This window comes from Homoserinimonas sp. A520 (genome assembly GCF_054489245.1).
Map to the genome: position 1 here is coordinate 82,207 of NZ_JBTMWX010000003.1, position 25,717 is coordinate 107,923.

17 protein-coding genes and 2 rRNA genes are annotated in these 25,717 nt (G+C 63.7%); 16 read left to right on the forward strand and 3 right to left on the reverse strand.

Annotated elements, in window-relative coordinates:
* Nucleotides 1-27 precede the first annotated feature (27 nt).
* From ACX3PH_RS09040 to ACX3PH_RS09095, 12 genes are all read left to right on the forward strand, one after another.
* Nucleotides 28-897 carry a glutamate ABC transporter substrate-binding protein gene (locus ACX3PH_RS09040; protein ID WP_459091637.1) on the forward strand — a complete coding sequence of 290 codons (870 nt, stop codon included), beginning with the start codon at nucleotides 28-30 and terminating at the stop codon, nucleotides 895-897.
* Nucleotides 898-981: 84 nt separating this feature from the next.
* The gene (locus ACX3PH_RS09045) at nucleotides 982-1,629 is read left to right on the forward strand and encodes an amino acid ABC transporter permease (protein ID WP_459091639.1); all 648 of its coding nucleotides are present in this window, start codon (nucleotides 982-984) and stop codon (nucleotides 1,627-1,629) included.
* Complete coding sequence (locus tag ACX3PH_RS09050) at nucleotides 1,626-2,561, forward strand: amino acid ABC transporter permease (RefSeq protein ID WP_459091641.1); 936 nt, start codon at nucleotides 1,626-1,628, stop codon at nucleotides 2,559-2,561. The genes ACX3PH_RS09045 and ACX3PH_RS09050 overlap by 4 nt, the downstream gene beginning before the upstream one ends.
* Nucleotides 2,562-2,582: 21 nt before the next feature.
* On the forward strand, nucleotides 2,583-3,623 hold the full coding sequence (gene pheS / locus ACX3PH_RS09055; protein WP_459091643.1) for a phenylalanine--tRNA ligase subunit alpha: 1,041 nt from the start codon (nucleotides 2,583-2,585) through the stop codon (nucleotides 3,621-3,623).
* The gene (gene pheT, locus ACX3PH_RS09060; RefSeq protein WP_459091645.1) at nucleotides 3,623-6,118 is read left to right on the forward strand and encodes a phenylalanine--tRNA ligase subunit beta; all 2,496 of its coding nucleotides are present in this window, start codon (nucleotides 3,623-3,625) and stop codon (nucleotides 6,116-6,118) included. Before pheS ends, pheT begins: the two co-directional genes overlap by 1 nt.
* A gap of 252 nt (nucleotides 6,119-6,370) precedes the next feature.
* Nucleotides 6,371-7,417: an N-acetyl-gamma-glutamyl-phosphate reductase gene (gene argC / locus ACX3PH_RS09065; protein ID WP_459091647.1), complete on the forward strand. Its 1,047-nt coding sequence runs from the start codon at nucleotides 6,371-6,373 to the stop codon at nucleotides 7,415-7,417.
* Entirely contained in the window at nucleotides 7,414-8,565 is a 1,152-nt protein-coding gene (gene argJ, locus ACX3PH_RS09070) for a bifunctional glutamate N-acetyltransferase/amino-acid acetyltransferase ArgJ (protein WP_459091649.1), read from the forward strand. Before argC ends, argJ begins: the two co-directional genes overlap by 4 nt.
* Entirely contained in the window at nucleotides 8,565-9,521 is a 957-nt protein-coding gene (gene argB / locus ACX3PH_RS09075) for an acetylglutamate kinase (protein ID WP_459091651.1), read from the forward strand. Before argJ ends, argB begins: the two co-directional genes overlap by 1 nt.
* A complete protein-coding gene (locus tag ACX3PH_RS09080; protein ID WP_459091653.1) occupies nucleotides 9,518-10,714 on the forward strand; it encodes an acetylornithine transaminase in 1,197 nt (398 codons plus the stop codon). Before argB ends, ACX3PH_RS09080 begins: the two co-directional genes overlap by 4 nt.
* 38 nt (nucleotides 10,715-10,752) lie before the next feature.
* Nucleotides 10,753-11,769, forward strand: coding sequence for an ornithine carbamoyltransferase (gene argF / locus ACX3PH_RS09085; protein WP_459092390.1), 1,017 nt, complete (start codon nucleotides 10,753-10,755; stop codon nucleotides 11,767-11,769).
* Entirely contained in the window at nucleotides 11,762-13,183 is a 1,422-nt protein-coding gene (gene argH, locus ACX3PH_RS09090; protein WP_459091655.1) for an argininosuccinate lyase, read from the forward strand. The genes argF and argH overlap by 8 nt, the downstream gene beginning before the upstream one ends.
* Nucleotides 13,184-13,190: 7 nt before the next feature.
* Nucleotides 13,191-13,796: a DNA-3-methyladenine glycosylase gene (locus tag ACX3PH_RS09095; protein ID WP_459091657.1), complete on the forward strand. Its 606-nt coding sequence runs from the start codon at nucleotides 13,191-13,193 to the stop codon at nucleotides 13,794-13,796.
* 6 nt (nucleotides 13,797-13,802) lie between these two features.
* On the opposite strand, the gene ACX3PH_RS09100 is transcribed toward ACX3PH_RS09095, so the two are convergent.
* The 3 genes from ACX3PH_RS09100 to ACX3PH_RS09110 all read right to left on the reverse strand — a co-directional run bounded on the left by ACX3PH_RS09100 (nucleotide 13,803) and on the right by ACX3PH_RS09110 (nucleotide 17,172).
* Nucleotides 13,803-15,911 carry a RecQ family ATP-dependent DNA helicase gene (locus tag ACX3PH_RS09100; protein WP_459091659.1) on the reverse strand — a complete coding sequence of 703 codons (2,109 nt, stop codon included), beginning with the start codon at nucleotides 15,909-15,911 and terminating at the stop codon, nucleotides 13,803-13,805.
* 65 nt (nucleotides 15,912-15,976) lie between these two features.
* Entirely contained in the window at nucleotides 15,977-16,531 is a 555-nt protein-coding gene (locus tag ACX3PH_RS09105) for a hypothetical protein (protein WP_459091661.1), read from the reverse strand.
* Nucleotides 16,528-17,172, reverse strand: a complete 645-nt coding sequence (locus ACX3PH_RS09110) for a DNA-binding protein (protein ID WP_459091663.1) — start codon at nucleotides 17,170-17,172, stop codon at nucleotides 16,528-16,530. Before ACX3PH_RS09110 ends, ACX3PH_RS09105 begins: the two co-directional genes overlap by 4 nt.
* Before the next feature lie 167 nt (nucleotides 17,173-17,339).
* Between ACX3PH_RS09110 and tyrS the strand changes: the two genes are divergently transcribed.
* The 4 genes from tyrS (at nucleotide 17,340) to ACX3PH_RS09130 (ending at nucleotide 25,687) form a co-directional block, all read left to right on the forward strand.
* Complete coding sequence (gene tyrS, locus ACX3PH_RS09115) at nucleotides 17,340-18,647, forward strand: tyrosine--tRNA ligase (protein WP_459091665.1); 1,308 nt, start codon at nucleotides 17,340-17,342, stop codon at nucleotides 18,645-18,647.
* Nucleotides 18,648-18,695: 48 nt separating this feature from the next.
* Nucleotides 18,696-19,943 carry a DUF4190 domain-containing protein gene (locus tag ACX3PH_RS09120; protein WP_459091667.1) on the forward strand — a complete coding sequence of 416 codons (1,248 nt, stop codon included), beginning with the start codon at nucleotides 18,696-18,698 and terminating at the stop codon, nucleotides 19,941-19,943.
* Between the two features lie 616 nt (nucleotides 19,944-20,559).
* Nucleotides 20,560-22,082, forward strand: a 16S ribosomal RNA gene (locus ACX3PH_RS09125).
* A gap of 481 nt (nucleotides 22,083-22,563) precedes the next feature.
* Nucleotides 22,564-25,687 (forward strand): 23S ribosomal RNA (locus ACX3PH_RS09130).
* Together the 16S and 23S rRNA genes form the textbook arrangement of a ribosomal RNA operon.
* Nucleotides 25,688-25,717 lie beyond the last annotated feature (30 nt).

The following is a 25,717-nucleotide window of genomic DNA, read 5'->3' on the forward strand; positions in this document are numbered from 1 at the left end:
AGAGCACCAGCAATCTAGGAGATAACCATGAGACTGAAAAAGGGTCTAATGATTTCCGCCATCGCCACCGCGAGCATCCTCGCTCTCGGCGCGTGTGCGGGCGGCGGAGCGGAGGAAACTCCCGCGGCGCCGGAAGAGACGATCGAGTTCGAGGCCGGCACGACGATGGCCGATCTGAACGAAGCCGGAAGCATCACCATCGGCACCAAGTTCGACCAGCCGCTGTTCGGTCTCAAGGGCCTCGATGGCAACCCGGTCGGGTTCGACGTCGAGATCGGCAAGATCATCGCCTCAGAGCTGGGGATCGATGAAGGCAACATCGAGTGGGTTGAGACCGTTTCGGCCAACCGCGAGCCGTTCATCGAGAACGGCGAGGTTGACATCGTCATCGCGACCTACACGATCAACGACAAGCGCAAGGAAGTCGTTTCCTTCGCCGGACCGTACTACAACGCAGGCCAGGACATCCTGGTTCTCGAGGGCAACCCCGAGGGCATCAAGGGTCCTGAGGACCTCGAAGGCCAGCCGGTCTGCTCCGTCGCCGGTTCCACCTCCGAGAAGAACATCCTCGAGTACGGCGTCGAACTGATCACGACCGACACCTACTCCAACTGCCTCGAGCCGCTGCGCTCGGGCCAGGTGGTGGCCGTGACGACCGACAACGTCATCCTGGCCGGACTGGCTGACCAGAACCCCGGCGAGTTCGAGGTTCTGAGCAACCCGTTCACCGAGGAGCCGTACGGTATCGGCCTCGCTCACGATGACACCGAGTTCCGCAACTGGATCAACGATGTCCTCGAGGAGATCTACGAGGACGGCCGTTGGGCTGAGGCTTGGGAGAAGACCGCTGGCACGGTCCTGAAGACCCCTGAGCCGCCGGCTGTCAACCGCTACTAGTTAGTTGTCGGGATGCCGACCCACCGGGGAAACCCGTGTGGGTCGGCATACCGCACCACCGTATTGCCCACCAGGAAGTGATTGATGGACGCCATTATCGAGAGCACGCCGCTCTACCTTGAGGGACTTCTCGCGACGCTCCAGTTGCTCATCATCTCCGGCATCGGGGCCTTCGTCGTCGGGGTACTCATCGCGGCGATGCGGATTTCGCCAATTCCGACACTGCGGACCTTCGCCACCGTGTACACGGAGATCCTGCGCAATATCCCGCTCCTGCTGGTTCTATTCTTCTGTGCGTTCGTCCTCCCGATCCTGGGGGTCGACCTCGACTTCTTCGTCCTCGCCTGCATCGGGCTGACGGCATACACCTCGCCATTCGTCGCCGAAGCGGTCCGTTCGGGAGTGAACGGCGTGCCTATCGGACAGGCTGAGGCCGCGCGCAGCATCGGGCTGAACTTCGGCCAAACAGTCTCCCTGGTGGTGCTTCCGCAGGCCGTGCGGATGGTCGTGCCACCCCTCATCAACGTCTTCATTGCGCTCACCAAGAACACTTCGGTGGCGGGGATCTTCTTCGTCGTGGAGCTGTTCGGGGCAGCAAACCGTGCGGCACGGGACCAGAGTGACGCTGTCATTCCGGTTCTTCTGTACGCCGCAGCCCTCTACCTCCTCATTACGATCCCGCTCGGACAGATAGCAGGACGCATCGAGAAGAAAGTTGCGGTGCTGCGATGAGTGCCAGTGTTCTCTACGACGCGCCGGGGCCCAAGGCTCGTCGCCGCAACCGGATCTTCTCCATTGTCGGGGCCGTTCTCATCGTCGCCTTGCTCGCCTGGATCATCCTGACGCTGGCCGCACCGCGGATTTCGGCGAACGGCAACGAGACGCCGGGCATGTTCGCCCCGTCGCGCTGGGACATCGTTTCAGAGCCGCTCCTCTGGCAGCAATTCCTCGAGGGAGTGGTGAACACCCTGCGGATGGCTGCTGTGGCGGCATTCTTCGCCATGGTCGTTGGCATCGCCTTCTCGTTCGCACGCACCGCCCGGTCCCGGTGGGTCCGAGTTCCCACTGCGATCCTGCTCGAATTCTTCCGCGGCATGCCCCTGCTGTTGATGATCCTGTTCATCTTCCTGGTCTTCTCGACCGGGGCGTACTGGGCCGGCGTCACCGCGTTGGCCATCTACAACGGAGCCCTCATCGGTGAGGCGCTGCGTGCCGGAATCGCGTCCCTGCCGCGCGGGCAGCGGGAGTCCGGCCTGGCGGTCGGACTGACCCCGGTGCAGACTCGCGTGTTCATCGAGTTCCCGCAGGCGTTCCGCCAGATGCTTCCGATCATCATCGCTCAAATGGTTGTGCTGCTGAAGGACACCTCCCTGGCCTACGTCGTCGCCTACAGCGAACTGTCGCGCACCATCAAGAACCTGCAGAACTTCCTGGGCAACAATTACCTGTTCACCCTGTTCATCATCGGCCTGGCCATGTACCTGGCGATCAACCTCACGGTGTCGTGGATCGCACGGTTCGTTGCACGTCGCAGCGGGCCCAAGCTCGGCAGCACGACCGTCGGACCAAAGGTTCCCGGAGCGGATGGCACTCAGGCGCTCATCCTCCCGCTGCGGGGGGACGGGCCGGGAAGCGGATATGCGGGCGGCGGAGCGGGCGTCTAGTCCCAGCTAAACTTGGGCCTCGTGTCTGCATCCCCACTTATTACTGAAGAGAACGTCGGCGCCGCGGTTGCCGCAGCCCTCGAGGCCATCGATACGGCGACCGACTCCGCCGCATTGAAGGCGGTGCGTTCCGCTCACCTCGGCGAGGCATCCGAGCTGTCGCGCCTGAACGCGCTGATGCGCGAGGTGCCGAAGGACGAGAAGGCGGCCACAGGCCAGCTGATCGGCACGGCCCGCGGGCGGGTGAACCAGGCGTTCTCCGAGCGGGAAGCCGCGATCCTGGCCGCGGAGGAGACCGAGAAGCTCGCCGCCGAGGCCGTGGACGTGACGGCGCTGGCCAGCCGCTGGACGCCGGGAGCCCGCCATCCGCTCACCCTGCTGCAGGAGCAGATGAGCGACGTGTTCATCGGCATGGGCTGGGAGATCGCGGAAGGGCCGGAGCTCGAGAACGAGTGGTTCAACTTCGATGCCATGAACTTCGACGAGGACCACCCGGCCCGCGCCATGCAGGACACCTTCTTCGTCGAGCCGGTCGACGCGCACCTGGTGCTGCGCACGCACACATCACCGGTGCAGATCCGCTCGTTGCTGGAGCGCCCGCTGCCGGTCTACGTCGTCGCGCCCGGACGCACCTACCGCACCGACGAGCTCGACGCCACGCACACCCCGGTCTTCCGCCAGATCGAGGGCCTCGCCATCGACAAGGGCCTCACCATGGCGCACCTGCGCGGCACCCTCGAACACCTGGCCCGCGCCATGTTCGGTGACGAGGCGATGATCCGCCTGCGCCCCAACTACTTCCCGTTCACCGAGCCGAGCGCCGAGATGGACGTCTGGCAGCCTAATGCCAAGGGCGGCGCCCGCTGGGTGGAGTGGGGCGGGTGCGGCATGGTCAACCGGAACGTGCTTCGAGCGGCCGGCATCGACCCCGAGGTCTACCAGGGCTTCGCCTTCGGAATGGGCATCGAGCGCACCCTGCAGTTCCGCAACGACATGAATGACATGCGCGACATGGTCGAGGGCGATATCCGCTTCTCCCAGCAGTTCGGAATGGTGGTCTGATGCGCGTCCCGATCTCCTGGCTGCGTGAATTCGTCGAGATTCCGGCGGATGCCACGGCCGAAGACATCCAGGCGGCGCTCGTTCGCGTCGGCCTGGAAGAAGAAGCGATCCACCGCAGTGAACTGGTCGGTCCGATCGTGGTCGGGCAGGTCGTCGAGTTCGTCGACGAGCCGCAGGCCAACGGCAAGACCATTCGCTGGTGCCAGGTTGACGTGGGCCAGGGCGACATCAGGGGAATCGTCTGCGGCGCCCACAACTTCTTCGCCGGCGACAAGGTCGTGGTGACGCTTCCGGGCTCTGTGCTGCCCGGACCGTTCCCGATTCTCCCCCGCAAGACGTACGGTCACGTGAGCGACGGGATGATCGCCTCCGTCAAGGAGCTCGGCATCGGCGATGAGCACGATGGCATCCTCCGCCTGACCGAGCTCGGACTTGATCCTCAGGTCGGCTTAGACGCCATCAGCCTCCTCGGACTGGACGACTACTCGGTCGAGATCAACGTCACCCCGGACCGCGGCTACGCCCTGTCGATGCGAGGCGTTGCGCGTGAATACTCCAACTCGACCGGAGCAGCGTTCCACGACCCCGCCCTGCGGACTTCGCTTGTAGAGCTTGCCGGAACCCCGGCAACCGGATTCACCGTCACCGTGGAAGACAACGCCCCGATGCGCGGCCAGGTTGGCTGCTCGGTGTTCATGACCCGCGTCGTGCGCGGCATCGACCCGACCAGGCCGACGCCGTCGTGGATGGCGTCCAGGCTGCGCCTGGCCGGCATCCGGTCCATCTCCCTGCCGGTCGACGTGACCAACTACGTGATGTTCGAACTGGGCCAGCCGACGCACGCCTACGACCTGGACAAGCTCACCGGCGGCATCACCGTGCGCCGGGCGAACGTCGGGGAGACACTGGTCACCCTCGACGACCAGACCCGAAAGCTGCACGAAGAAGACCTGCTGATCACCGACGGGTCCGGCCCGATCGGCCTGGCCGGAGTCATGGGCGGTGCCGACACGGAGATCTCCGACACGACGACGTCGGTGCTCATCGAAGCCGCGAACTTCGACCCGATCTCGATCGCCCGCTCCGCGCGGCGCCACAAGCTTCCGAGTGAGGCCTCCAAGCGCTTCGAGCGCGGCGTCGACCCGAAGGTCGCTGCCGTCGCAGCCGCCCGCGTCGCCGAGCTGCTGGTCGAACTGGCAGGCGGAACCATCGACGCTGTCGGGTCATCGTTGTTCGAGGCGTCGGCGCCCACGCCGATCGTGCTCCGCGACGGCTTCGTTTCAGCCCTCGTCGGGGTCGACTACACAGACCAGGAGATCGGCTCGGCGCTCGAGGCGATCGGCGCCCAGCTGGAAGACGTGGACGGCGGGCTGCAGGCGACACCGCCGAGCTGGCGCCCGGACCTCACCGATGAGCCCACCCTTGCCGAAGAGGTCGCCCGGATCGTCGGCTACGACCGCATCCCCTCCGTACTCCCGGTCGCCCCTCCCGGGCGCGGTTTGACCCGGTCGCAGCGATTGCGCCGGTCGGTGGCGAACATGCTGGCGGCGAACGGACTGACCGAGGTGCAGCCGTACCCGTTCCTTTCCGAATCCACGCACCGGATGTTCAGTGGCGACGCCCCGGCGATGAAGCTGGCCAACCCGCTCGACGCCGAGGTGGCGCTGCTTCGCCGGACCGTTCTTCCCGGCCTGCTCGACGCCGCCCGCCGCAACCTGTCCAGGGGCCTCACCGACCTGGCGCTGTTCGAGGTCGGGATGGTGTTCCTCCCAGAGGCCGATCGTCGTTACGGCAGCGGTCGGTTGCCGGTGGGCAACCAGCATCCGGGTGACGAACGCCTGTCCGAGTTGAACGATGGAATTCCACCCCAGCCGTGGCACGCCGGCGCGCTGTTCCTCGGCGACCGGGTATCCAAGCAGCCGGCGCTCAGCCCGGTCCCGTCATCCGTCGCGGATGCTGTTGCGGCGGCACACCAACTCGCTGCCGCTGTGGGCGCCAGCCTGCGGGTCGAGCAAGGGAATCACCCGGCAATGCACCCCGGCCGCACCGCCGAACTGTATGCCGGTGACACCGTGGTGGGAATCGCCGGGGAACTGCTGCCGTCCATCGCCGACGAGCTCGACCTCCCGCGCGTGGTCGCTGTTCTCGAGCTCGACCTTGACGTGCTGATCGACAGCGGGATGCGCGAGGTGGCGACGAAGCCGATCTCGTCGTACCCGGCGGCCACCCAGGACCTCTCCCTCGTGGTGTCACGCGACATCCCCGCCAGCACCGTGCAAGCGGCCGTCGCGGAGGGAGCGGGCGACCTGCTGGAAGAGGTAAGGCTGGTCGACGACTACCGCGGGTCCGGCGTCGATGGCGACCACAAGTCGCTCACCTTCGCCCTGCGATTCCGAGCCGGGGATCGCACGCTGACAGCCGCCGAGGCAACCGAAGCCAAGTTGGCCGGTGTTGCCCTGGCGACCGAACGCTTCGGGGCGACTCTGCGAGAGTGATCTCACTGTGCTCATTCACGCGTGCTGATCCATGCGTGCTGATCCACACGCGGATTTCGTAATTGCGTGCGGCTGCCGCTAATCTGAATCCGTGGACAACCTTCGCGGAACGATTATGGGCAACCGTCGCCCAGCTGTTCTGCGTGCGCGCCGACTTTCGGCGACGCCGCGCCGCTGACTTTTTCTGTCAGCAGGTCACGCAGCGTCGCCGCCTCCGGCCTCCTGTCCATTCACTCGCATTAAGGTAGAGAAATGTCTCTTTCCGTCGCCGTCGCCGGCGCAAGCGGCTACGCGGGCGGGGAGGTCCTGAGACTTCTTGCAGGCCACCCCGACGTCACCGTCACCACTGTCACCGCGCACTCGAACGCCGGTCAGCCGCTCAGCCAGGTGCAGCCGCACCTGCGGTCCCTCGATCACCTCACCCTCGTCGATACCACGCCGGAGAACCTTGCCGGACACGACGTGGTCTTCGTGGCGCTGCCGCACGGATTGTCCGGGGAGTTGACCGCCGAGCTCGGCGAGAACACCCTGGTCATCGACTGCGGCGCCGATCACCGGCTGACCAGCGAGCATGATTGGGCGGCGTTCTACGGCGGCGACTACTACGGCGCCTGGGCTTATGGCCTTCCCGAATTGTTGCTGGCGGATGGCGGCACCCAGCGCGGCAAGCTGGTGGGGGCCGGCCAGATCGCGGTCCCCGGCTGCAACGTCACAGCCATCACGCTGGCGCTCGCCCCGGGCATCCGCTCGGGTGTGATCCAGGCGGATGACCTGGTCTCGGTTCTCGCAGTCGGCACCTCCGGTGCAGGGAAGGCCCTGAAGCCGCACCTGCTGGCCAGTGAGATCCACGGTTCAGCAGCGCCCTATGCCGTCGGCGGCACGCATCGGCACACTCCGGAGATCATCCAGAACCTGGTCGCGGCCGGCGGCTCTGATGTCACGGTTTCCTTCACCCCGGTGCTGGTGCCCATGTCCCGCGGCATTCTCGCCACCTCCACCGCGAAGCTCGCCCCAGGCGTCAGCGCCGCGGCGGTACGCGAGGCCTGGGAGTCTGCCTACGCCGATGAACCGTTCGTGCACGTGCTCCCAGAGGGCCAGTTTCCCAAGACCGCTGACGTGCTCGGCGCCAACACCGCCATCATCGGCCTGGCGATCGACGAAGCGGTCGGCCGCGTGATCGTGGTCTCGGTCATCGACAACCTGGTCAAGGGCACAGCCGGTGCTGCGGTCCAGTCGATGAACGTGGCGCTCGGGCTGGTCGAGACTGCCGGACTTTCCACGAACGGGGTCGCACCGTGAGCGTCACCGCAGCCCGGGGATTCACCGCCGCCGGAGTTGCCGCCGGACTGAAATCCTCCGGTGGGCTCGATGTCGCCCTCGTCGTCAACCAGGGTCCGCTGAACGCCGCCGCCGCCGTGTTCACCGTGAACCGCGCCAAGGCCAACCCGATCCTGTGGTCGCAGCAGGCGATCGGAGACGGCGTCGCCTCGGCCATCGTGCTCAACTCCGGCGGGGCCAACTGCTTCACCGGAACCGCAGGCTTCCAGGTGACGCACGCCACCGCCGAGGAGACTGCGTCCGCCTTGGGCGTGTCGGCCGGCGACGTGCTGGTGTGCTCGACCGGGCTCATCGGACTGCAACTGGACCGCGAGAAGATCCTGGGCGGCGTGCGCGCTGCAGCGGCCGCCGCCAGCGCTGACGGCGGAACGGATGCCGCCACGGCCATCATGACGACCGACACCCACCCCAAGATGTCCGTCTCGTCGGGCAGCGGCTGGTCGATCGGCGGCATGGCCAAGGGTGCCGGCATGCTCGCCCCCGGACTGGCAACCATGCTGGTCGTCATCACCACCGACGCCGTGCTCGAGGCGAACGACCTCGACACGGCACTGCGGGCGGCCACCCGGCTCAGCTTCGACCGGCTCGATTCAGACGGCTGCATGTCCACCAACGACCAGGTGACCCTGATGGCATCCGGCGCTTCGGGCATCCGCCCACCCCTCGACGAGTTCCAGAGCGCGCTGGACCAGGTGTGCACCGACCTCGCACAGCAGTTAATGGCGGATGCCGAGGGCGCCAGCCACGAGATCACCATCGAGGTGACCGGGGCGGTCACCGAAGACGACGCCATCGAGGTCGGCCGGTCAGTGGCCAGGAACAACCTGTTCAAGGCGGCCATGTTCGGAAACGACGCGAACTGGGGACGGGTGCTCGCCGCCATCGGCACCACGTCGGCAGAGTTCGACCCGTACACCGTCGACGTGTCGATGAACGGGGTCCGGGTGTGCCACGCCGGGGAACCGGACCAGCCCCGCGAACTCGTCGATCTCACCCCCCGAGCGGTTCATCTCGAGATCGCTCTGAACGCCGGCAATGAGACGGCCACCATCCTGACCAACGACCTCACGCACGATTACGTGCATGAGAACAGCGCGTACTCCAGCTGATGGCCGACTCACCGAACAGCCAGGAGATCACCGCGAGGGCGCAAACCCTCGTGGAGTCACTTCCCTGGCTGAAGCACTTCCACGGCCAGGTCATCGTCATCAAGTTCGGCGGAAACGCGATGGTCGACCGCGAGCTGGAGCGGGCGTTCGCGGAAGACATGGTGTACCTGCACCACGTCGGCATCCACCCTGTCGTCATCCATGGTGGTGGCCCGCAGATCTCGGCCGAGTTGGATCGTCGCGGCATCGCCAGTGAGTTCCGCGGCGGCCTGCGGGTGACCAGCCCGGAGGCGATCGACGTAGTCAGGGACGTCCTTGCCGGCCAGGTCAGCCACCAGCTCGCTGAGGCGATCAACCAGCACGGGGACTTCGCTGTGCCAGTGTCCGGAGAGACTTCCGGGTTGTTCTCCGGGCGGAGGAGGGGAACGGTGGTCGATGGCAAGCCGGTCGACCTCGGATTCGTTGGCGATGTCGACGCTGTCGACCCCGATGTTGTGCGCGAGTTGATCGCCGCCGGCAGGATCCCTGTGGTGTCGTCCATCGCTCCGGACGCCGACCAGCCCGGCCAGGCGCTCAACGTCAACGCGGATTCAGCGGCCGCATCGCTCGCCGTCGCCCTGGGCGCTCAGAAGCTCATCATGCTGACGGATGTCGCCGGCTTGTATCGTGACTGGCCCGACCGCGACTCCCTGGTCTCTCAGATCACTGTCTCAGAACTCACCGAGCTGCTTCCGAGCCTGGAAGCGGGGATGATCCCGAAGATGACCGCCTGCCTGGATGCTGTCGTCGGGGGAGTGGCGAAGGCCGCCATCATCGACGGCCGCGTTCCCCATTCCACCCTGGTGGAGATTTTCAGCGACCGAGGCGTCGGCACCGAAGTCGTGCCCGACCAGGCAGGTACAGACCAGTTCAGTAGACCAGCACAGTCCCCATCAGCAGAAGAGAGCAATTCATGAGCCTGCCCGTCACCAGCGACGCCTACCGGGATAGCTATGCCGACGTCATGATGGGCTCATACTCGCGCCCGCTCGCGGTGCTGGAGCGTGGTGAGGGCTGCCACGTCTGGGATGTTGACGGCAAGCGGTACCTCGATTTCCTGGGTGGGATCGCAGTGAACTCACTCGGGTACGCGCATCCGGTGCTGGTGGCGGCCGTGTCCCACCAGATCGCGACGCTCTCGCACGTCTCCAACTACTTCGCGACCCCGCCGCAGATCGGCCTGGCCGCCAGGCTTCAGCAGATCACCGGGGCCGGAGCAGAAGGGCGGGCCTACTTCGGCAACTCCGGGGCTGAGGCGATGGAAGCCGCCTTCAAGCTCGCCAGGCTCAACAGCAGCGGCAAGCGCACCAGGATCATCTCGCTGACCAACTCGTTCCACGGCCGCACCATGGGTTCACTCGCATTGACCGGAAAGCCGGCGCTGCAGGACCCATTCGGTCCGATGCCCGGCGGCGTTGAGCACATCGACAGCACCCTCGAGGCTCTCGAGGCCACGATCAACGACACGGTCGCCGCCCTCATCTTCGAGCCGATCAAGGGCGAGGCAGGAGTAGTCGACCTGCCGGAGGGCTTCATCACTCGGGCGCGTGAGCTGACCAGCCAGCATGGTGCCCTGCTCATCATCGACGAGATCCAGACCGGAATCGCACGCACCGGCGCCTGGTTCGCCTACCAGAAGCACGGCATTGTTCCGGATGCGGTTGCCATGGCCAAGGGGCTGGGTGGCGGTGTTCCGATCGGTGCGCTGGTCACCTTCGGCCGTGCATCCGGGTTGTACCAGGCAGGCCACCACGGCAGCACTTTCGGGGGGAACCCGCTGGTCACCGCCGCCGCGCTCGCCGTACTCGACGAGATCGAACGTGCAGACCTGATCGGCAACTCTGAGCGTCGCGGCAAGCAGTTGAGCGACGGTATCCGGGCTCTCGGCTCGCCGCTGGTCACCGAGGTGCGCGGTCAAGGACTGCTCATCGGCATCGGCCTGGTCGACCCGATCGCCAAGCAGCTGTCGGCGGCAGCCCTGGAGCGAGGGCTGATCATCAACGCGGCCAACGAGTCGAGCATCCGCCTGGCGCCACCCCTCATCGTCGGTGACGACGAAGTGGCGGAGTTCCTGGAACTGTTCGCCGCGACCCTGGAGGCGGCCCAATGAAGACAAACACAGTGAAAACAAACACAGTGAAAAACACCGTGACCCGGCACTTCCTTCGGGACGACGACCTCACCCAGGCCGAGCAGACGGAGATCCTCGAGCTGGCACTGGAGCTGAAGGCCGACCGCTTCTCCCAAAAGCCACTCGCCGGCCCACAGACGGTTGCCGTCATCTTCGACAAGTCGTCCACTCGCACCCGGGTGTCGTTCGCCACCGGGATTGCCGACCTCGGCGGGGTTCCACTGATCTTCGGCATCGAGAGCAGTCAGCTCGGCGGCAAGGAGACCCCGTCGGACACGGCGCGGGTGCTCGAGCGCCAGGTCGCGGCCATCGTCTGGCGTACCTTCGCGCAGAGCGGGCTCGAGGAGATGGCGGCAGGCACCACGGTGCCCGTCATCAACGCGTTGTCCGACGATTTCCACCCCTGCCAGCTGCTCGCCGACCTGCTCACCATCCGGGAGCACCGTGGAACGCTCGCCGGGCTCACCGTCGCATTCCTCGGCGATGGCGCCTGCAACATGGCGCAGTCCTACCTGCTCGCCGGTACGACAGCCGGGATGCACGTGCGAGTCGCGTCGCCGGAAGGCTATGCACCGACGGATGCCGTCGTCGCCTCGGCAAGGAAGGCCGCCGAGAAGACCGGCGCATCCGTCACGCTCTACACAGACCCGGTGAAGGCGGTTTCCGGTGCGGATGTCGTCGTCACCGACACCTGGGTGTCGATGGGCAAGGAGTCGGAGAAGGCCGAACGCGTCGCCCTGCTCGGCGAGTACCAGGTCAACCAGCAGTTGATGTCGCTGGCCAACCCCGACGCGCTGTTCCTGCATTGCCTGCCCGCCGACCGCGGGTTCGAGGTCACGGCAGACGTCATCGACGGGCCGCAGAGTGTTATCTGGGATGAGGCGGAGAACCGCCTCCACGCCCAGAAGGCCCTCCTGCTCTGGCTCCTGGAGAAGAGCGGGTCGAGCGAGCGGAGCGAGGCCTGTGCTGAGCTTGTCGAAGTATCGAGACCAGTCGAGCTTGCCGAGACAGGACAAGAATCAACACATGAGTGACTCCAACCACACCACCAACGCCGGCTCTCTTTGGGGCGCACGTTTCTCCGGCGGTCCGTCTCCCGAGCTCGCCAGGCTCAGCAAGTCGACCCACTTCGACTGGCAACTGGCGCCGTACGACATCGCCGGCTCCCGCGCCCACGCGACAGCGCTGGCGGCCGCCGGCTACCTGACCGGCGAGGAACAGGAGCGGATGCTCGCAGCGCTGAACACCCTCGCCGCGGCTATCGACGATGGCAGTATCACGGCCGAGGAGTCCGACGAGGATGTCCACGGGGCGCTGGAGCGGCACCTGATCGCCATCGCCGGCGCGGAGCTGGGTGGAAAGCTGCGGGCCGGCCGCAGCCGCAACGACCAGATTGCCACGCTCATCCGCCTCTACCTGCTCGACCATGCGTCGACGATCGGTCACCTGGTGGTTGACCTGATCGACGCGATCGCCGCCCAGGCTGATGCGCATCCGAACGCTGCAATGCCGGGCCGCACTCACCTTCAGCACGCCCAACCGGTGCTGTTGTCCCATCACCTTCTCGCCCACGCCTGGCCGCTGGTGCGGGATATCGAACGGCTGCGTGATTGGCGTGGTCGGGCCTCGCTGTCGCCGTACGGCGCTGGTGCGCTGGCCGGCAGCTCGCTCGGCCTCGACCCGGAACTGGTGGCAGCCGACCTGGGCCTCAGCGGTGTCACCGAGAACTCGATCGACGCGACGGCCAGCCGCGACGTGGTCGCTGAGTTCGCCTTCATCGCCTCGATGATCGGCATCAATCTCTCTCGCCTGGCCGAAGAGCTCATCATCTGGAACACCCGCGAGTTCGGCTACGTGACCCTGGATGACGGCTACTCGACCGGATCATCGATCATGCCGCAGAAGAAGAATCCCGACATCGCTGAGCTCGCTCGCGGGAAGTCCGGTCGGCTCGTCGGCAACCTGACCGGGCTGTTGACCACCCTCAAGGGCCTCCCGCTGGCCTACAACCGCGACCTCCAGGAGGACAAGGAGCCGGTCTTCGACTCGGTAGAGACCCTGGAAGTGCTCCTTCCCGCCTTCACCGGCATGGTGGCAACGCTCAGGTTCAATGTCGAACGGATGGCCGAATCGGCGCCGCAGGGCTTCTCGCTGGCCACTGACGTGGCGGAATGGCTCGTCACCCAGCGGGTCCCGTTCCGCCAGGCGCACGAGATCAGCGGTGCACTGGTCTCGTTCTGTGAGGCCAACGGGCTGGAACTGCACGAGCCGAGTGACGAACAACTCGCCCAGGTCGCACCGCTACTCACGCCTGACGTGCGTTCGGTGCTGACGGTTGCCGGGTCCATTGCGTCCCGAACCGGGGCAGGCGGTACCGCCCCGGAGCGCGTGGGTGAGCAGCTCGCTGCGCTCACCGAACGGGTTCGCGTCCTGGTCCAGGGGCAGTAGGGCCGGCATGTCGTTCGATCGTGACTTCCTGGCGCGTTCTCCCCTGGAGGTGGCCCCGCGCATCCTTGGTTCAACTCTCACCGCTGACTCGCCGGAGGGCCGGGTGGCCATTCGAATCACCGAGGTCGAGGCGTACCTCGGGGCGCAGGATCCGGGCTCGCACGCCTTCCGCGGCAAGACGAACCGGAACGCGGTGATGTTCGGCGAGCCCGGGCACCTGTACACGTATTTCACCTACGGCATGCACACCTGCGCGAACGTGGTCTGCTCACCGGACGGGACGGCATCCGGCCTCCTGCTGCGTGCCGGTGAGGTGGTGGAGGGCATCGAGCTGGCCCGCAGCCGACGGCTGACGACGCGCAACGATGCAGACCTCGCACGCGGGCCGGCCAGGCTCACGGTCGCGATGGGGATTGCGCTGAGAGACGGGGGAGTGGACCTGGAGACGGGTCGCATCCGGCTTCAGCTGGCCGACGAGGAGAGCGACTTCCTCACCGGCCCCCGCACCGGGTTGTCCGGGCCGGGCGGGGGAGACGACTACCCGTGGCGCTTCTGGGTTCCCGGGAAGAAGAGCGTCTCGCCGTACAAGCGGCACTCGCCGAAGCTGCGGTAGCCGCGGTCACCCGCGCACTGCCAGGGCGAACGGGAGCACCGCCGGCGCGCCGGCCTGGAGCAGCGTACGAGCCGCGACCGTCATGGTCCACCGGCTGTCCACCAGGTCGTCGATCAGCAGGACGGGCCGCTCCAGGGTCCGGATGTCGTCCGCCAGGTCCTGGGGGACAGCGAACCGGTCCCACACGGCAGCCAGGCGGTACGCGCTGTTGCCGCCCGGCTCACCGCTCGGCCCGCCGCCCGCGTGTTCGAGGGAGCCGAGGTGGGGCAACCGCCCCGCCGCTGACAAGCCGGCAGCCACTGATTCGATGAGGAGCGGATGCGTACGGGAGGGCACCGTGACGATGGCACCCGGGCGCTCCGCCCACCCCCACTCCGCCAGCACCCGCACGCAGGCGTCGATCATGGCGGGGGAAGCGGCGGTATCGACCGCGCCCGCGGCGAAGAGTTCCCGCATGGTGCCGCCCCAGCCGAGGTCGGTGAGCCGGGCGAGCACCCGGCCCTCCAGCATCCGCTCGTCGGCGTTGATGCGGCCCTTCACCGGCACACCGAGCCGATCCGCACCCATGGGCCACTGCGCCCTCGGTTCAAGTGGTACACCGACCTTGTCCAGGGAGGCGCTTGCCGAAGCGGCGGCGGTCGGCTCGACGGACGTCGGGTACCAGGCTCCGGCGCAGTTGTCGCAACGCCCGCACGGTGCCGCGGTCTCGTCGTCGAGTGATCGCTGCAGGTACTCCATCCGGCAACCGTCGCCTCGTTCGTAGTCGACCATGTGACGTTGCTCGGCAACGCGCTCTGCGGCGATCCGCTCGTAGCGTTCGGCGTCGTAGGTCCATGGCTGCCCGGTGGAGATCCAGCCGCCCTGAACCCGTTGAACGGCGCCGTCGACATCGAGCACTTTGAGCAGGAGTTCGAGCGGTGTGCGACGGATGTTCACGCGGGCTTCCAGCGCCGGCGTCGAGGTGGCTGATTGCCGGTCCAGTGCGGCGATGACCCGTTCCGCCCGTTCGCGGTCCGGCATCGAGGCCGTGGCGAAGTAGCGCCAGATCTCGGGGTCTTCGCTTCCGGGAAGCAGCAGCACGTCGGCGTTGTCGGTTGCCCGGCCGGCGCGTCCCACCTGCTGGTAGTAGGCGACCGGTGATGAGGGTGCGCCCAGATGCAGTACGAAACCGAGGTCCGGCTTGTCGAAACCCATCCCGAGCGCGCTGGTGGCGACGAGTGCTTTCACCTCGTTGCGCTTGAGCATGCCCTCGGACTCCTCACGCTCGCCCGTGTCGGTCTTCCCGGTGTAGGCACGCACGGCATGGCCCGCGTCGCGCAACAGGCGTGCGGTGTCTTCCGCCGCACTCACGGTGAGGGTGTAGATGATGCCGGATCCTGGCAGCTGGTCGAGGTGGCTGAGCAGCCAGCCGAGGCGTGTCTTCGAGTCCGGTAGGCGCAGCACGCCGAGGCGCAGCGATGCGCGAGCAAGGGGGCCGCGGATGGTGACGACGTGAGTTCCATCAGCTCCCAGCTGGTCGGCGACATCCGCCACTACCCGGCTGTTGGCTGTCGCCGTCGTGGCGAGCACGGGGATGCCAGGAGGCAGCTGGCCGATGAGGTCGCGCAACCGCCGGTAATCCGGCCGAAAGTCGTGGCCCCAGTCGCTGATGCAATGTGCTTCGTCGACGACGAGCATGCCCATTCGTGCGACCAGCGCCGGAAGCTGCTGCTCCCGGAACTGCGGGTTGTTGAGCCGCTCCGGCGAGACCAGGAGCACATCGACCTCGTCCTGGTCCAGCTGTCGCACCACATCAGCCCACTCGTGGGCGTTGGTGGAGTTGATGGCCACCGCGCGAACCCCTGCGCGGCCGGCCGCCTCGATCTGGTCCCTCATGAGTGCGAGGAGGGGCGAGACCAGCACGGTCGGTCCCGCGCCGCGCTGGCGCATCAGCAGGGTTGCGACGAAGTACACGGCAGACTTGCCCCAGCCGGTGCGCTGCACGACGAGGGCCCGGCGGTGGTCGTCGACCAGCGTCGAGATTGCCTCGTACTGCCCGTCATGGAAGTCGGCGGTATCCGACCCGACGAGCCGTCGCAGGATGGTCAGGGCGGATGCTCGGGTCGCGTCGGTCATGTACCCACCCTGTCAGCGTCCCCTGACAACGGGTGTTGTCGATGCCGCAGGGGAGGGCGACCCAGCTAGTTCAGGGCGAGTACGACGACCGCGGCACTCGCGCTTGCCCAGATCAAGCTGACGAAGCTGCCGATGATGAAACGCTCCCTGGCTTCTGCGGCATCCAGTTCGGTGAACCGCCCGACGCCCTTGACGGCCACGATGACGGCGAGCGCAGCCGGGAGTCCGGCGACGATGGTGCTCGCAACGGCCAGGCGTTCGAGCAGCCCGATCGCGAGACCCCCGCGCAACACCTCTCGAGGCTCGGATTCGACCAGGATTCCGCCGTGCGGGCCGTTCGGCACGCTGCCCCTGGTGGCGAGCCTCAGGCTGGTGGTCGCGGCCGGACCACCGCCGACGACGGCCAGAGCGACTCCCGCGAGGCTCAGGAGGACCGAGAGGATGGGTGTACTGCCAGGGCCGGGAAGGGCAGCCACGATGATCGCAGCCAGGAGGGCGGCCGCGGCTCCGCCGATCAGCCAGTGCGATTTCGCGTTCCACGCCAGGATGGCCAGGGTCAGGGACACCCCGGTGAACAGGAACAGGGCCACCCAGTAGAGGATCGCCAGCCATGTCGTCATGGGTGCTCCTTGGTTTCGGTTGGCCCGGTTACCCGGTCGAGGTTGTGGAGGAGCCTAACAATGGTCGGCAACGCCTGCCGTTCGATTTTTAGCGCGGCGGCGGATGCACGGGCACTGGCCGCGGCCGGGGTGATCCCCAGAACGCGCGCGGCCTCTGCCTGGGTGCTCGTGGTCTCCAACGTGTCGTGGAGCTCCCATCCTTGCTGGCTCCTCTTCTTGCGGACCTCCAGCAGCAGGTCGATCACGCTCTGCACATCCCGGGAGTTCGGCCAGGCGTCAGCGGTTTCGCCGGCGGCGTCGGCACGAACCGCGAAGCGGGTGGGACGCTTTTTGGCCTCGCTCACCGCATCCCGGGCAGCGTTGAACGCGGGTCCGGATGCCTCGCGCGTCTCGGCGGGCAAGGGGCGGCGCACAGCGCCCACCCCGATCCCGACGCTCCAGTTTCCGCTGCGGGCGAGCCGGAGGGCGATCTGCAGCACGGTGGCGGCGTCGTCGGTGAGCACCTGTATCTCGTCACCGGCGTTGCGGTCGGCTGGCAGGGTGAGGGTTTCCGAGTAGTCGTCGTTGAGGACTTCACGCCAATGGCCGACGAGGTCTTTAGTGGTCCGACTCGACTTCTGGTCGGCTGAGATGACGAACATGGAACCTCCAGCATCAAGCCTGCACACCGTACTGCGGCTAAACAAGGCTACATCGCTAACGTCTCCAAATCAAGCCTTAAAGCCTAACCTTCGTGAAGTAAGTCTCCATCCTTGATCGATGGCAGCGTGAAGACGGTACTCGGACAACCTCGGATACCCTGTAACCCGTGTCGACACCCCCATCCGCTGCCCTTGCCCATCAACGCAACGACGAGTCCTTTGCCGACGTCTGGGATGAACTCGTCTGGCGTGGCCATGTTCATGTCTCGACCAATGAGTCCGAACTGAAGAAACTGCTCGCCGGGCCGCCCATCGTCTACTACTGCGGGTTCGACCCCACCGCGCCGAGCCTGCACCTCGGCAACCTGGTGCAACTCCTGGTCATGCGGCGCCTCCAGCTGGCCGGACACAAGCCTCTCGGGTTGGTGGGAGGCTCGACCGGCCTGATCGGCGACCCCAAGCCCACCGCAGAGCGCACTCTCAACGACGCGAACACGGTCGCCGAGTGGGTCGGCTACCTGCAGGGGCAGGTGTCCCGGTTCCTCAGTTTCGAGGGGGACAACGCGGCTCGCCTGGTGAACAACCTCGACTGGACCGCTTCCCTCAGCGCGATCGACTTCCTGCGAGACGTCGGCAAGTACTTCCGGGTCGGCACCATGCTGAAGAAGGATGCGGTCAGCGCCAGGCTGAACTCGAGCGAGGGCATCAGCTACACCGAGTTCAGCTACCAGATCCTGCAGGGCTTCGATTTCCTCCAGCTCAACCGCCAATACGGTTGCGTGCTGCAGACCGGTGGGTCAGACCAATGGGGCAACCTGATTAGTGGGACTGACCTCATTCACAAGGCAGACGGCGGCACCGCCCACGCCATCGGCACTCCGCTGGTCACCAATTCGGATGGCACCAAGTTCGGGAAGAGTGAAGGCAACGCCATCTGGCTGGACCCGAACCTCACCAGCCCATACGCCCTGTACCAGTTCTGGCTGAACACGGACGACGCCGATGTGATCGACCGCCTCAAGGTGTTCACCTTCCTCAGCCGGGCGGAGATCGAACGGCTGGCGGATGCTGTGGTCTCCGAGCCGTTCAAGCGCGAGGCCCAGCGCACCCTGGCGCACGAGGTGACCACTCTCGTTCACGGTGAGGAGGCGACCTCTGCCGCTGTTGCCGCTGCCCAGGCGCTGTTCGGGCAGGGCGACCTCACCACGCTGGATGAGCCGACCCTGGACGCTGCGATTTCGGAATTGCCCACGATCGAGGCTGGCTTGCACGCCACTGTCGCGCAGCTGCTGGTCGACACCGGGTTGACCGCGAGCCTGGGGGAGTCGCGCCGCGCGATCGAGCAGGGTGGCGTGTACCTCAACAACCGAAAGGTGGCCAGTGCCGCGGAAACGCTGGAGGGCAGCCTCCTGCACGGCCGGACCGCCGTGCTGCGGCGAGGCAAGAAGACGTTGGCGGGGGTCACTGTCAGGTGACGCTGAGTTCGATCACTATGATGTGGGCTGGAAGATCTAGGGGAGTTCGTGGACGATCAGACACGCGGTGAGACGCCGGGCTCAGGCCCAGGTCTCGACGTACCCCTCAAACGCGACCGCAAGCGCCTCCGCAGCTCGGAGCCGCCGCCCGAGCGGTCCACTGCCCCGACCGAACCTCCTGCCGCGCGCTCGAGCGTTCCCGTCGAGGAGTTGCGTGAGCCGGAACTGACGCCGGTGGAAGAGTTGTTCGCCGGAGCCTGGACGGCTTCCCTTCCGGCGCAGGCCATGCCGGCGTCGACCATATCGCCGGAACCTCTGGGTTCGGTACCGATGCACCATGTACCGACGAACTCGGTACCGATGAGCGCAGCACCCGCGAGCCTGGACCCGATAACACCCCGAACGGATGCGCCCCGAACGGGTGCGCCCGACCACGACGACCCGAATACGGATGACGCGGAGCCGTCCAACGAGGCGCATCGGGCCAGGCGTTTCCTGAGCTTCGGCAACTCCCGGAGGTCCAGGCAATCCTCTGAGGGTCCGGTTGACGTCGCCGCGGCAGTGCGCGCTCCCGTCCCGGCCCAGCCTTATGTGCCGCCCGGTGGTTTCTCCGGTCCCGGCCATCCGCGGCTCGGCCCGCTGGCTCCGATGCCGCCTGCACGGCATTCCGGGCTGGCCGGCCTCGATGTCGCCGCGCTGGTCATGGCGGTCATCCTTCCGCCGATCGGCTTGATCACCGCGATCGTCGCCCTGGTCCGCGGCAAGCAGCTACGCGGATGGGGGTCCGACCTGGCTCGCGCGGCGATCAGTGTGTCCCTGGTCATGACGGTGGTTTTCGCCGGCGTTGGCGCGTATGTCTGGGCGTCCGAGACAGAGAAGGCGGAGCAGCTGGCCGCGTTGAAGGCCGATCAGCGGGCACATCAGCTCGTCGAGGTCGCCAGCGAACCGTTCTGCGGCGTACTTGCTGCACACCCCACGATCTACGCGACGGCAGACCCGGACTACGGGTGGCCGGCAGTGGATGCGCCGGAAGGCTACAACGCCGCCATCGCGAACTACGCTGCCGTCTGGGCAGAGCTCGCCGCCGTGGCACCCGAAGGCATCGCCGAAGAGACCGCAGCGATTTCCGCCCGAGTGGCAGGAGTGGTCAACATCGCCAACGCCCTGGGCACCAGTAACCGCGCGGGTGACCTGTTGGGGCTGCACGCGCAGAACGACCTCGCCACGGTGGAGTCCTGGTACGTCGAGTACTGCGACGTACCCGAGGTCCCTGCGCCCGAAACCCCCGTGGAATAAGGAAAGCGGGCGGCGACACGCCCGGGATGGCGGCAGATTTGCCACGCCCCGGCCCGCCGCGTAAAGTTCTTACTTGTCACCCCAAAGGTGCGGAAAGCGGAAGAGCTTACCGGCCTCAAGAGGGACTAAATCCGGTCTGATCCACATCTCATCTTGAATGAGCGTGAATCTAGGCATAGGATGAATACCCCACTCTCCCAAACAGTTCGAGATAGATAATTTGCGCTGTCTGGGGCTCGGTCAGGCGACCGATCGGCGGCTTCGAAAGAAGCCGGCGGGTCGATTTGACACTGAGATTCAGAGTGGTAAGTTAGAGAAGTTGCCCTGGCAGCCGAACCGCAAGGTAAAGCACCAGGAGCGTCCGATCCTTGAGAACTCAACAGCGTGCACAATGTCAAATGCCAAAAACCTCGTGCATTGAACCTAGTTTCTAGCTAGGCGAAATGCAGGAGATTCCTTTGGAAAAGATATAAACAAAACAAGCAAGTCAGTAATGATTTGTTCTTGTCAGTTTCAAACTTGTGCCATGTCCGCCCATTCCGGCGGCTTGACACACTAGATGTGCCACTGCGCTGCTAGGGAGCAATCTTTAGCGTGTGGAGTGTGCAATCAAACATTTACGGAGAGTTTGATCCTGGCTCAGGATGAACGCTGGCGGCGTGCTTAACACATGCAAGTCGAACGATGAAAGCCGGAGCTTGCTCTGGCTGGATTAGTGGCGAACGGGTGAGTAACACGTGAGTAACCTGCCCCAGACTCTGGGATAAGCACTGGAAACGGTGTCTAATACCGGATACGAGCTTCAGCCGCATGGCTAGGAGCTGGAAAGAATTTCGGTCTGGGATGGACTCGCGGCCTATCAGGTAGTTGGTGAGGTAACGGCTCACCAAGCCGACGACGGGTAGCCGGCCTGAGAGGGTGACCGGCCACACTGGGACTGAGACACGGCCCAGACTCCTACGGGAGGCAGCAGTGGGGAATATTGCACAATGGGCGCAAGCCTGATGCAGCAACGCCGCGTGAGGGACGACGGCCTTCGGGTTGTAAACCTCTTTTAGTAGGGAAGAAGCGAAAGTGACGGTACCTGCAGAAAAAGCACCGGCTAACTACGTGCCAGCAGCCGCGGTAATACGTAGGGTGCAAGCGTTATCCGGAATTATTGGGCGTAAAGAGCTCGTAGGCGGTTTGTCACGTCTGCTGTGAAAACTGGAGGCTCAACCTCCAGCCTGCAGTGGGTACGGGCAGACTAGAGTGCGGTAGGGGAGATTGGAATTCCTGGTGTAGCGGTGGAATGCGCAGATATCAGGAGGAACACCGATGGCGAAGGCAGATCTCTGGGCCGTAACTGACGCTGAGGAGCGAAAGCATGGGGAGCGAACAGGATTAGATACCCTGGTAGTCCATGCCGTAAACGTTGGGAACTAGATGTAGGGTCCATTCCACGGATTCTGTGTCGCAGCTAACGCATTAAGTTCCCCGCCTGGGGAGTACGGCCGCAAGGCTAAAACTCAAAGGAATTGACGGGGGCCCGCACAAGCGGCGGAGCATGCGGATTAATTCGATGCAACGCGAAGAACCTTACCAAGGCTTGACATATACCGGAAACGGCTGGAAACAGTCGCCCCGCAAGGTCGGTATACAGGTGGTGCATGGTTGTCGTCAGCTCGTGTCGTGAGATGTTGGGTTAAGTCCCGCAACGAGCGCAACCCTCGTTCTTTGTTGCCAGCACGTAATGGTGGGAACTCAAAGGAGACTGCCGGGGTCAACTCGGAGGAAGGTGGGGATGACGTCAAATCATCATGCCCCTTATGTCTTGGGCTTCACGCATGCTACAATGGCCGGTACAAAGGGCTGCAATACCGTAAGGTGGAGCGAATCCCAAAAAGCCGGTCTCAGTTCGGATTGAGGTCTGCAACTCGACCTCATGAAGTCGGAGTCGCTAGTAATCGCAGATCAGCAACGCTGCGGTGAATACGTTCCCGGGCCTTGTACACACCGCCCGTCAAGTCATGAAAGTCGGTAACACCCGAAGCCAGTGGCCCAACCGCAAGGAGGGAGCTGTCGAAGGTGGGATTGGTAATTAGGACTAAGTCGTAACAAGGTAGCCGTACCGGAAGGTGCGGCTGGATCACCTCCTTTCTAAGGAGCACTCGAGGATGCGTCTGTATACAGCGCTATTGACCTCGTAGCCATTTCGGAGACATACGTTCTCCGGTGGCGCTCATGGGTGGAACATTGACATTGTGACCAGGTAAGGATCTTGCCTCTCAGTACGTCATCTTCGGATGACTGGAACGGAAGCGGATGCGAGCCTGGTCTTCTGCACGCTGTTGGGTCCTGAGGGACCGGGCCGGCACGAGGGGAACCTCGGGCTGACTGGAATCTCGGGACCGACGACATCTTCGGGTGTCACGGTCTTCGGACCCTGGTCTGAGTCGCACGTTTGCGACGACGAAGGGGTACCGCCCGTAATTTGAGAACTACACAGTGGACGCGAGCATCTTAGACTCGCAAACGAACTCAGGACTTGTCCTGGGTGACTTTGTGATGTCTATTCAATGATCTAGCAAAATTGCATTGTTTATTCAATGCAACTGCTGGGTCTTTGTGCAAATTTTGTCATCAAGTTTTTAAGGGCAAACGGTGAATGCCTTGGCTTCTGGAGCCGAAGAAGGACGTATAAATCTGCGATAAGCCTCGGGGAGCTGATAATAGAGCTTTGATCCGAGGATTTCCGAATGGGGAAACCCCGCTGGGCGCAGCAATGTGACCCAGTGACTCCCGCCTGAATATATAGGGCGGGTAGAGGGAACGTGGGGAAGTGAAACATCTCAGTACCCACAGGAAGAGAAAACAACAGTGATTCCGTGAGTAGTGGCGAGCGAAATCGGAAGAGGCCAAACCGATCATGTGTGATAGCCGGCAGGCGTTGCATGGTCGGGGTTGCGGGACTTTTCAGCAGTTACTGCCGTACTGCAAGCGTTACAAAGGAATATAGACGAATGGTATTGAAAGGCCAGTCATAGAGGGTGCCAACCCCGTAGTCGAAATGTTCCAATGGCGCGAGAAGTATCCCAAGTATCACGGGGCCCGAGAAATCCCGTGTGAATCTGTCAGGACCACCTGATAAGCCTAAATACTCCCAGAAGACCGATAGCGGACAAGTACCGTGAGGGAAAGGTGAAAAGTACCCCGGGAGGGGAGTGAAATAGTACCTGAAACCGTTTGCTTACAAACCGTTGGAGCCTCCTTAGTAGGGGTGACAGCGTGCCTTTTGAAGAATGAGCCTGCGAGTTAGTGATATGTGGCGAGGTTAACCCGAGTGGGGAAGCCGTAGCGAAAGCGAGTCTGAATAGGGCGATTCAGTCGCATGTCCTAGACCCGAAGCGAAGTGATCTATCCATGGCCAGGTTGAAGCGCGTGTAAGAGCGCGTGGAGGACCGAACCCACTTCAGTTGAAAATGGAGGGGATGAGCTGTGGATAGGGGTGAAAGGCCAATCAAACTTCGTGATAGCTGGTTCTCTCCGAAATGCATTTAGGTGCAGCGTTGCGTGTTTCTTGCCGGAGGTAGAGCTACTGGATGGCCGATGGGCCCTAAAAGGTTACTGACGTCAGCCAAACTCCGAATGCCGGTAAGTGAGAGCGCAGCAGTGAGACGGTGGGGGATAAGCTTCATCGTCGAGAGGGAAACAACCCAGACTACCAACTAAGGTCCCAAAGCGTGTGCTAAGTGGAAAAGGATGTGGAGCTGCATAGACAACCAGGAGGTTGGCTTAGAAGCAGCCACCCTTGAAAGAGTGCGTAATAGCTCACTGGTCAAGTGGTTCCGCGCCGACAATGTAACGGGGCTCAAGCACACCACCGAAGTTGTAGATTTCGTGTATTAGCTAGGCATCCGCAAGGGTGTCCAGGCGCACGGAGTGGTAGGAGAGCGTCGTGTGGCCAGCGAAGCGGCGGTGTAAACCAGCCGTGGAGGCCACACGAGTGAGAATGCAGGCATGAGTAGCGAAAGACGGGTGAGAAACCCGTCCTCCGAATGAACAAGGGTTCCAGGGCCAGGTTAATCCGCCCTGGGTAAGTCGGGACCTAAGGCGAGGCCGACAGGCGTAGTCGATGGACAACGGGTTGATATTCCCGTACTGACGAAAAACCGCCCAAACCAATCCAGTAGTGCTAAGAGTCCTAATCCGGATGACGGATCCCTTCGGGGTGAAGCTTCCGGCCTAACGCTCGACCCCGTTCTGGTGCGGTTAGCGTATTAACAGGTGTGACGCAGGAAGGTAGCTGAGCCGGGCGATGGTTGTCCCGGTGTAAGTGTGTAAGCCGGGGGATAGGCAAATCCGTCCCCCATATAAGGCCCAGGCACGATGCGTACCCCGCAAGGGGGAAATCAGTGATCCTATGCTGCCAAGAAAAGCATCGACGCGAGGTTTTAGTCACCCGTACCCCAAACCGACTCAGGTGTTCAGGTAGAGAATACCAAGGAGATCGAGAGAATCGTGGTTAAGGAACTCGGCAAAATGCCCCCGTAACTTCGGGAGAAGGGGGGCCTGAAGCGTGAAGGGATTTACTCCCGGAGCGCCGTATGGCCGCAGAGACCAGTGGGAAGCGACTGTTTACTAAAAACACAGGTCCGTGCCAAGTCGCAAGACGATGTATACGGACTGACGCCTGCCCGGTGCTGGAAGGTTAAGAGGAACGGTTAGCCGCAAGGCGAAGCTGAGAATTTAAGCCCCAGTAAACGGCGGTGGTAACTATAACCATCCTAAGGTAGCGAAATTCCTTGTCGGGTAAGTTCCGACCTGCACGAATGGCGTAACGACTTCCCAGCTGTCTCAACCGCGAACTCGGCGAAATTGCACTACGAGTAAAGATGCTCGTTACGCGCAGAAGGACGGAAAGACCCCGTGACCTTTACTACAGCTTGGTATTGGTGTTCGGTGTGGCTTGTGTAGGATAGGTGGGAGACTGTGAAGCTGGCACGCTAGTGTCGGTGGAGTCATTGTTGAAATACCACTCTGGTCATATTGGATATCTAACTTAGATCCGTAATCCGGATCAGGGACAGTGCCTGGTGGGTAGTTTAACTGGGGCGGTTGCCTCCTAAAAAGTAACGGAGGCGCCCAAAGGTTCCCTCAATCTGGTTGGCAATCAGATGTCGAGTGTAAGTGCACAAGGGAGCTTGACTGTGAGACTGACAAGTCGAGCAGGGACGAAAGTCGGGACTAGTGATCCGGCAGTGGCTTGTGGAAGCGCTGTCGCTCAACGGATAAAAGGTACCTCGGGGATAACAGGCTGATCTTGCCCAAGAGTCCATATCGACGGCATGGTTTGGCACCTCGATGTCGGCTCGTCGCATCCTGGGGCTGGAGTAGGTCCCAAGGGTTGGGCTGTTCGCCCATTAAAGCGGTACGCGAGCTGGGTTTAGAACGTCGTGAGACAGTTCGGTCCCTATCCTCTGCGCGCGCAGGAAATTTGAGAAGATCTATCCCTAGTACGAGAGGACCGGGATGGACGAACCTCTGGTGTGTCAGTTGTTCCGCCAGGAGCACCGCTGATTAGCTACGTTCGGAATGGATAACCGCTGAAAGCATCTAAGCGGGAAGCCAGCTTCAAGATGAGATTTCCATGACTTAGGTCGAGAGGCTCCCAGCTAGACTACTGGGTTGATAGGCGGGGTGTGGAAGTGCGGACTAACGACGCATGGAGCTGACCCGTACTAATAAGCCGATAACTTGATAACAACTTATTCTTCGTGAATACGAACGATTTG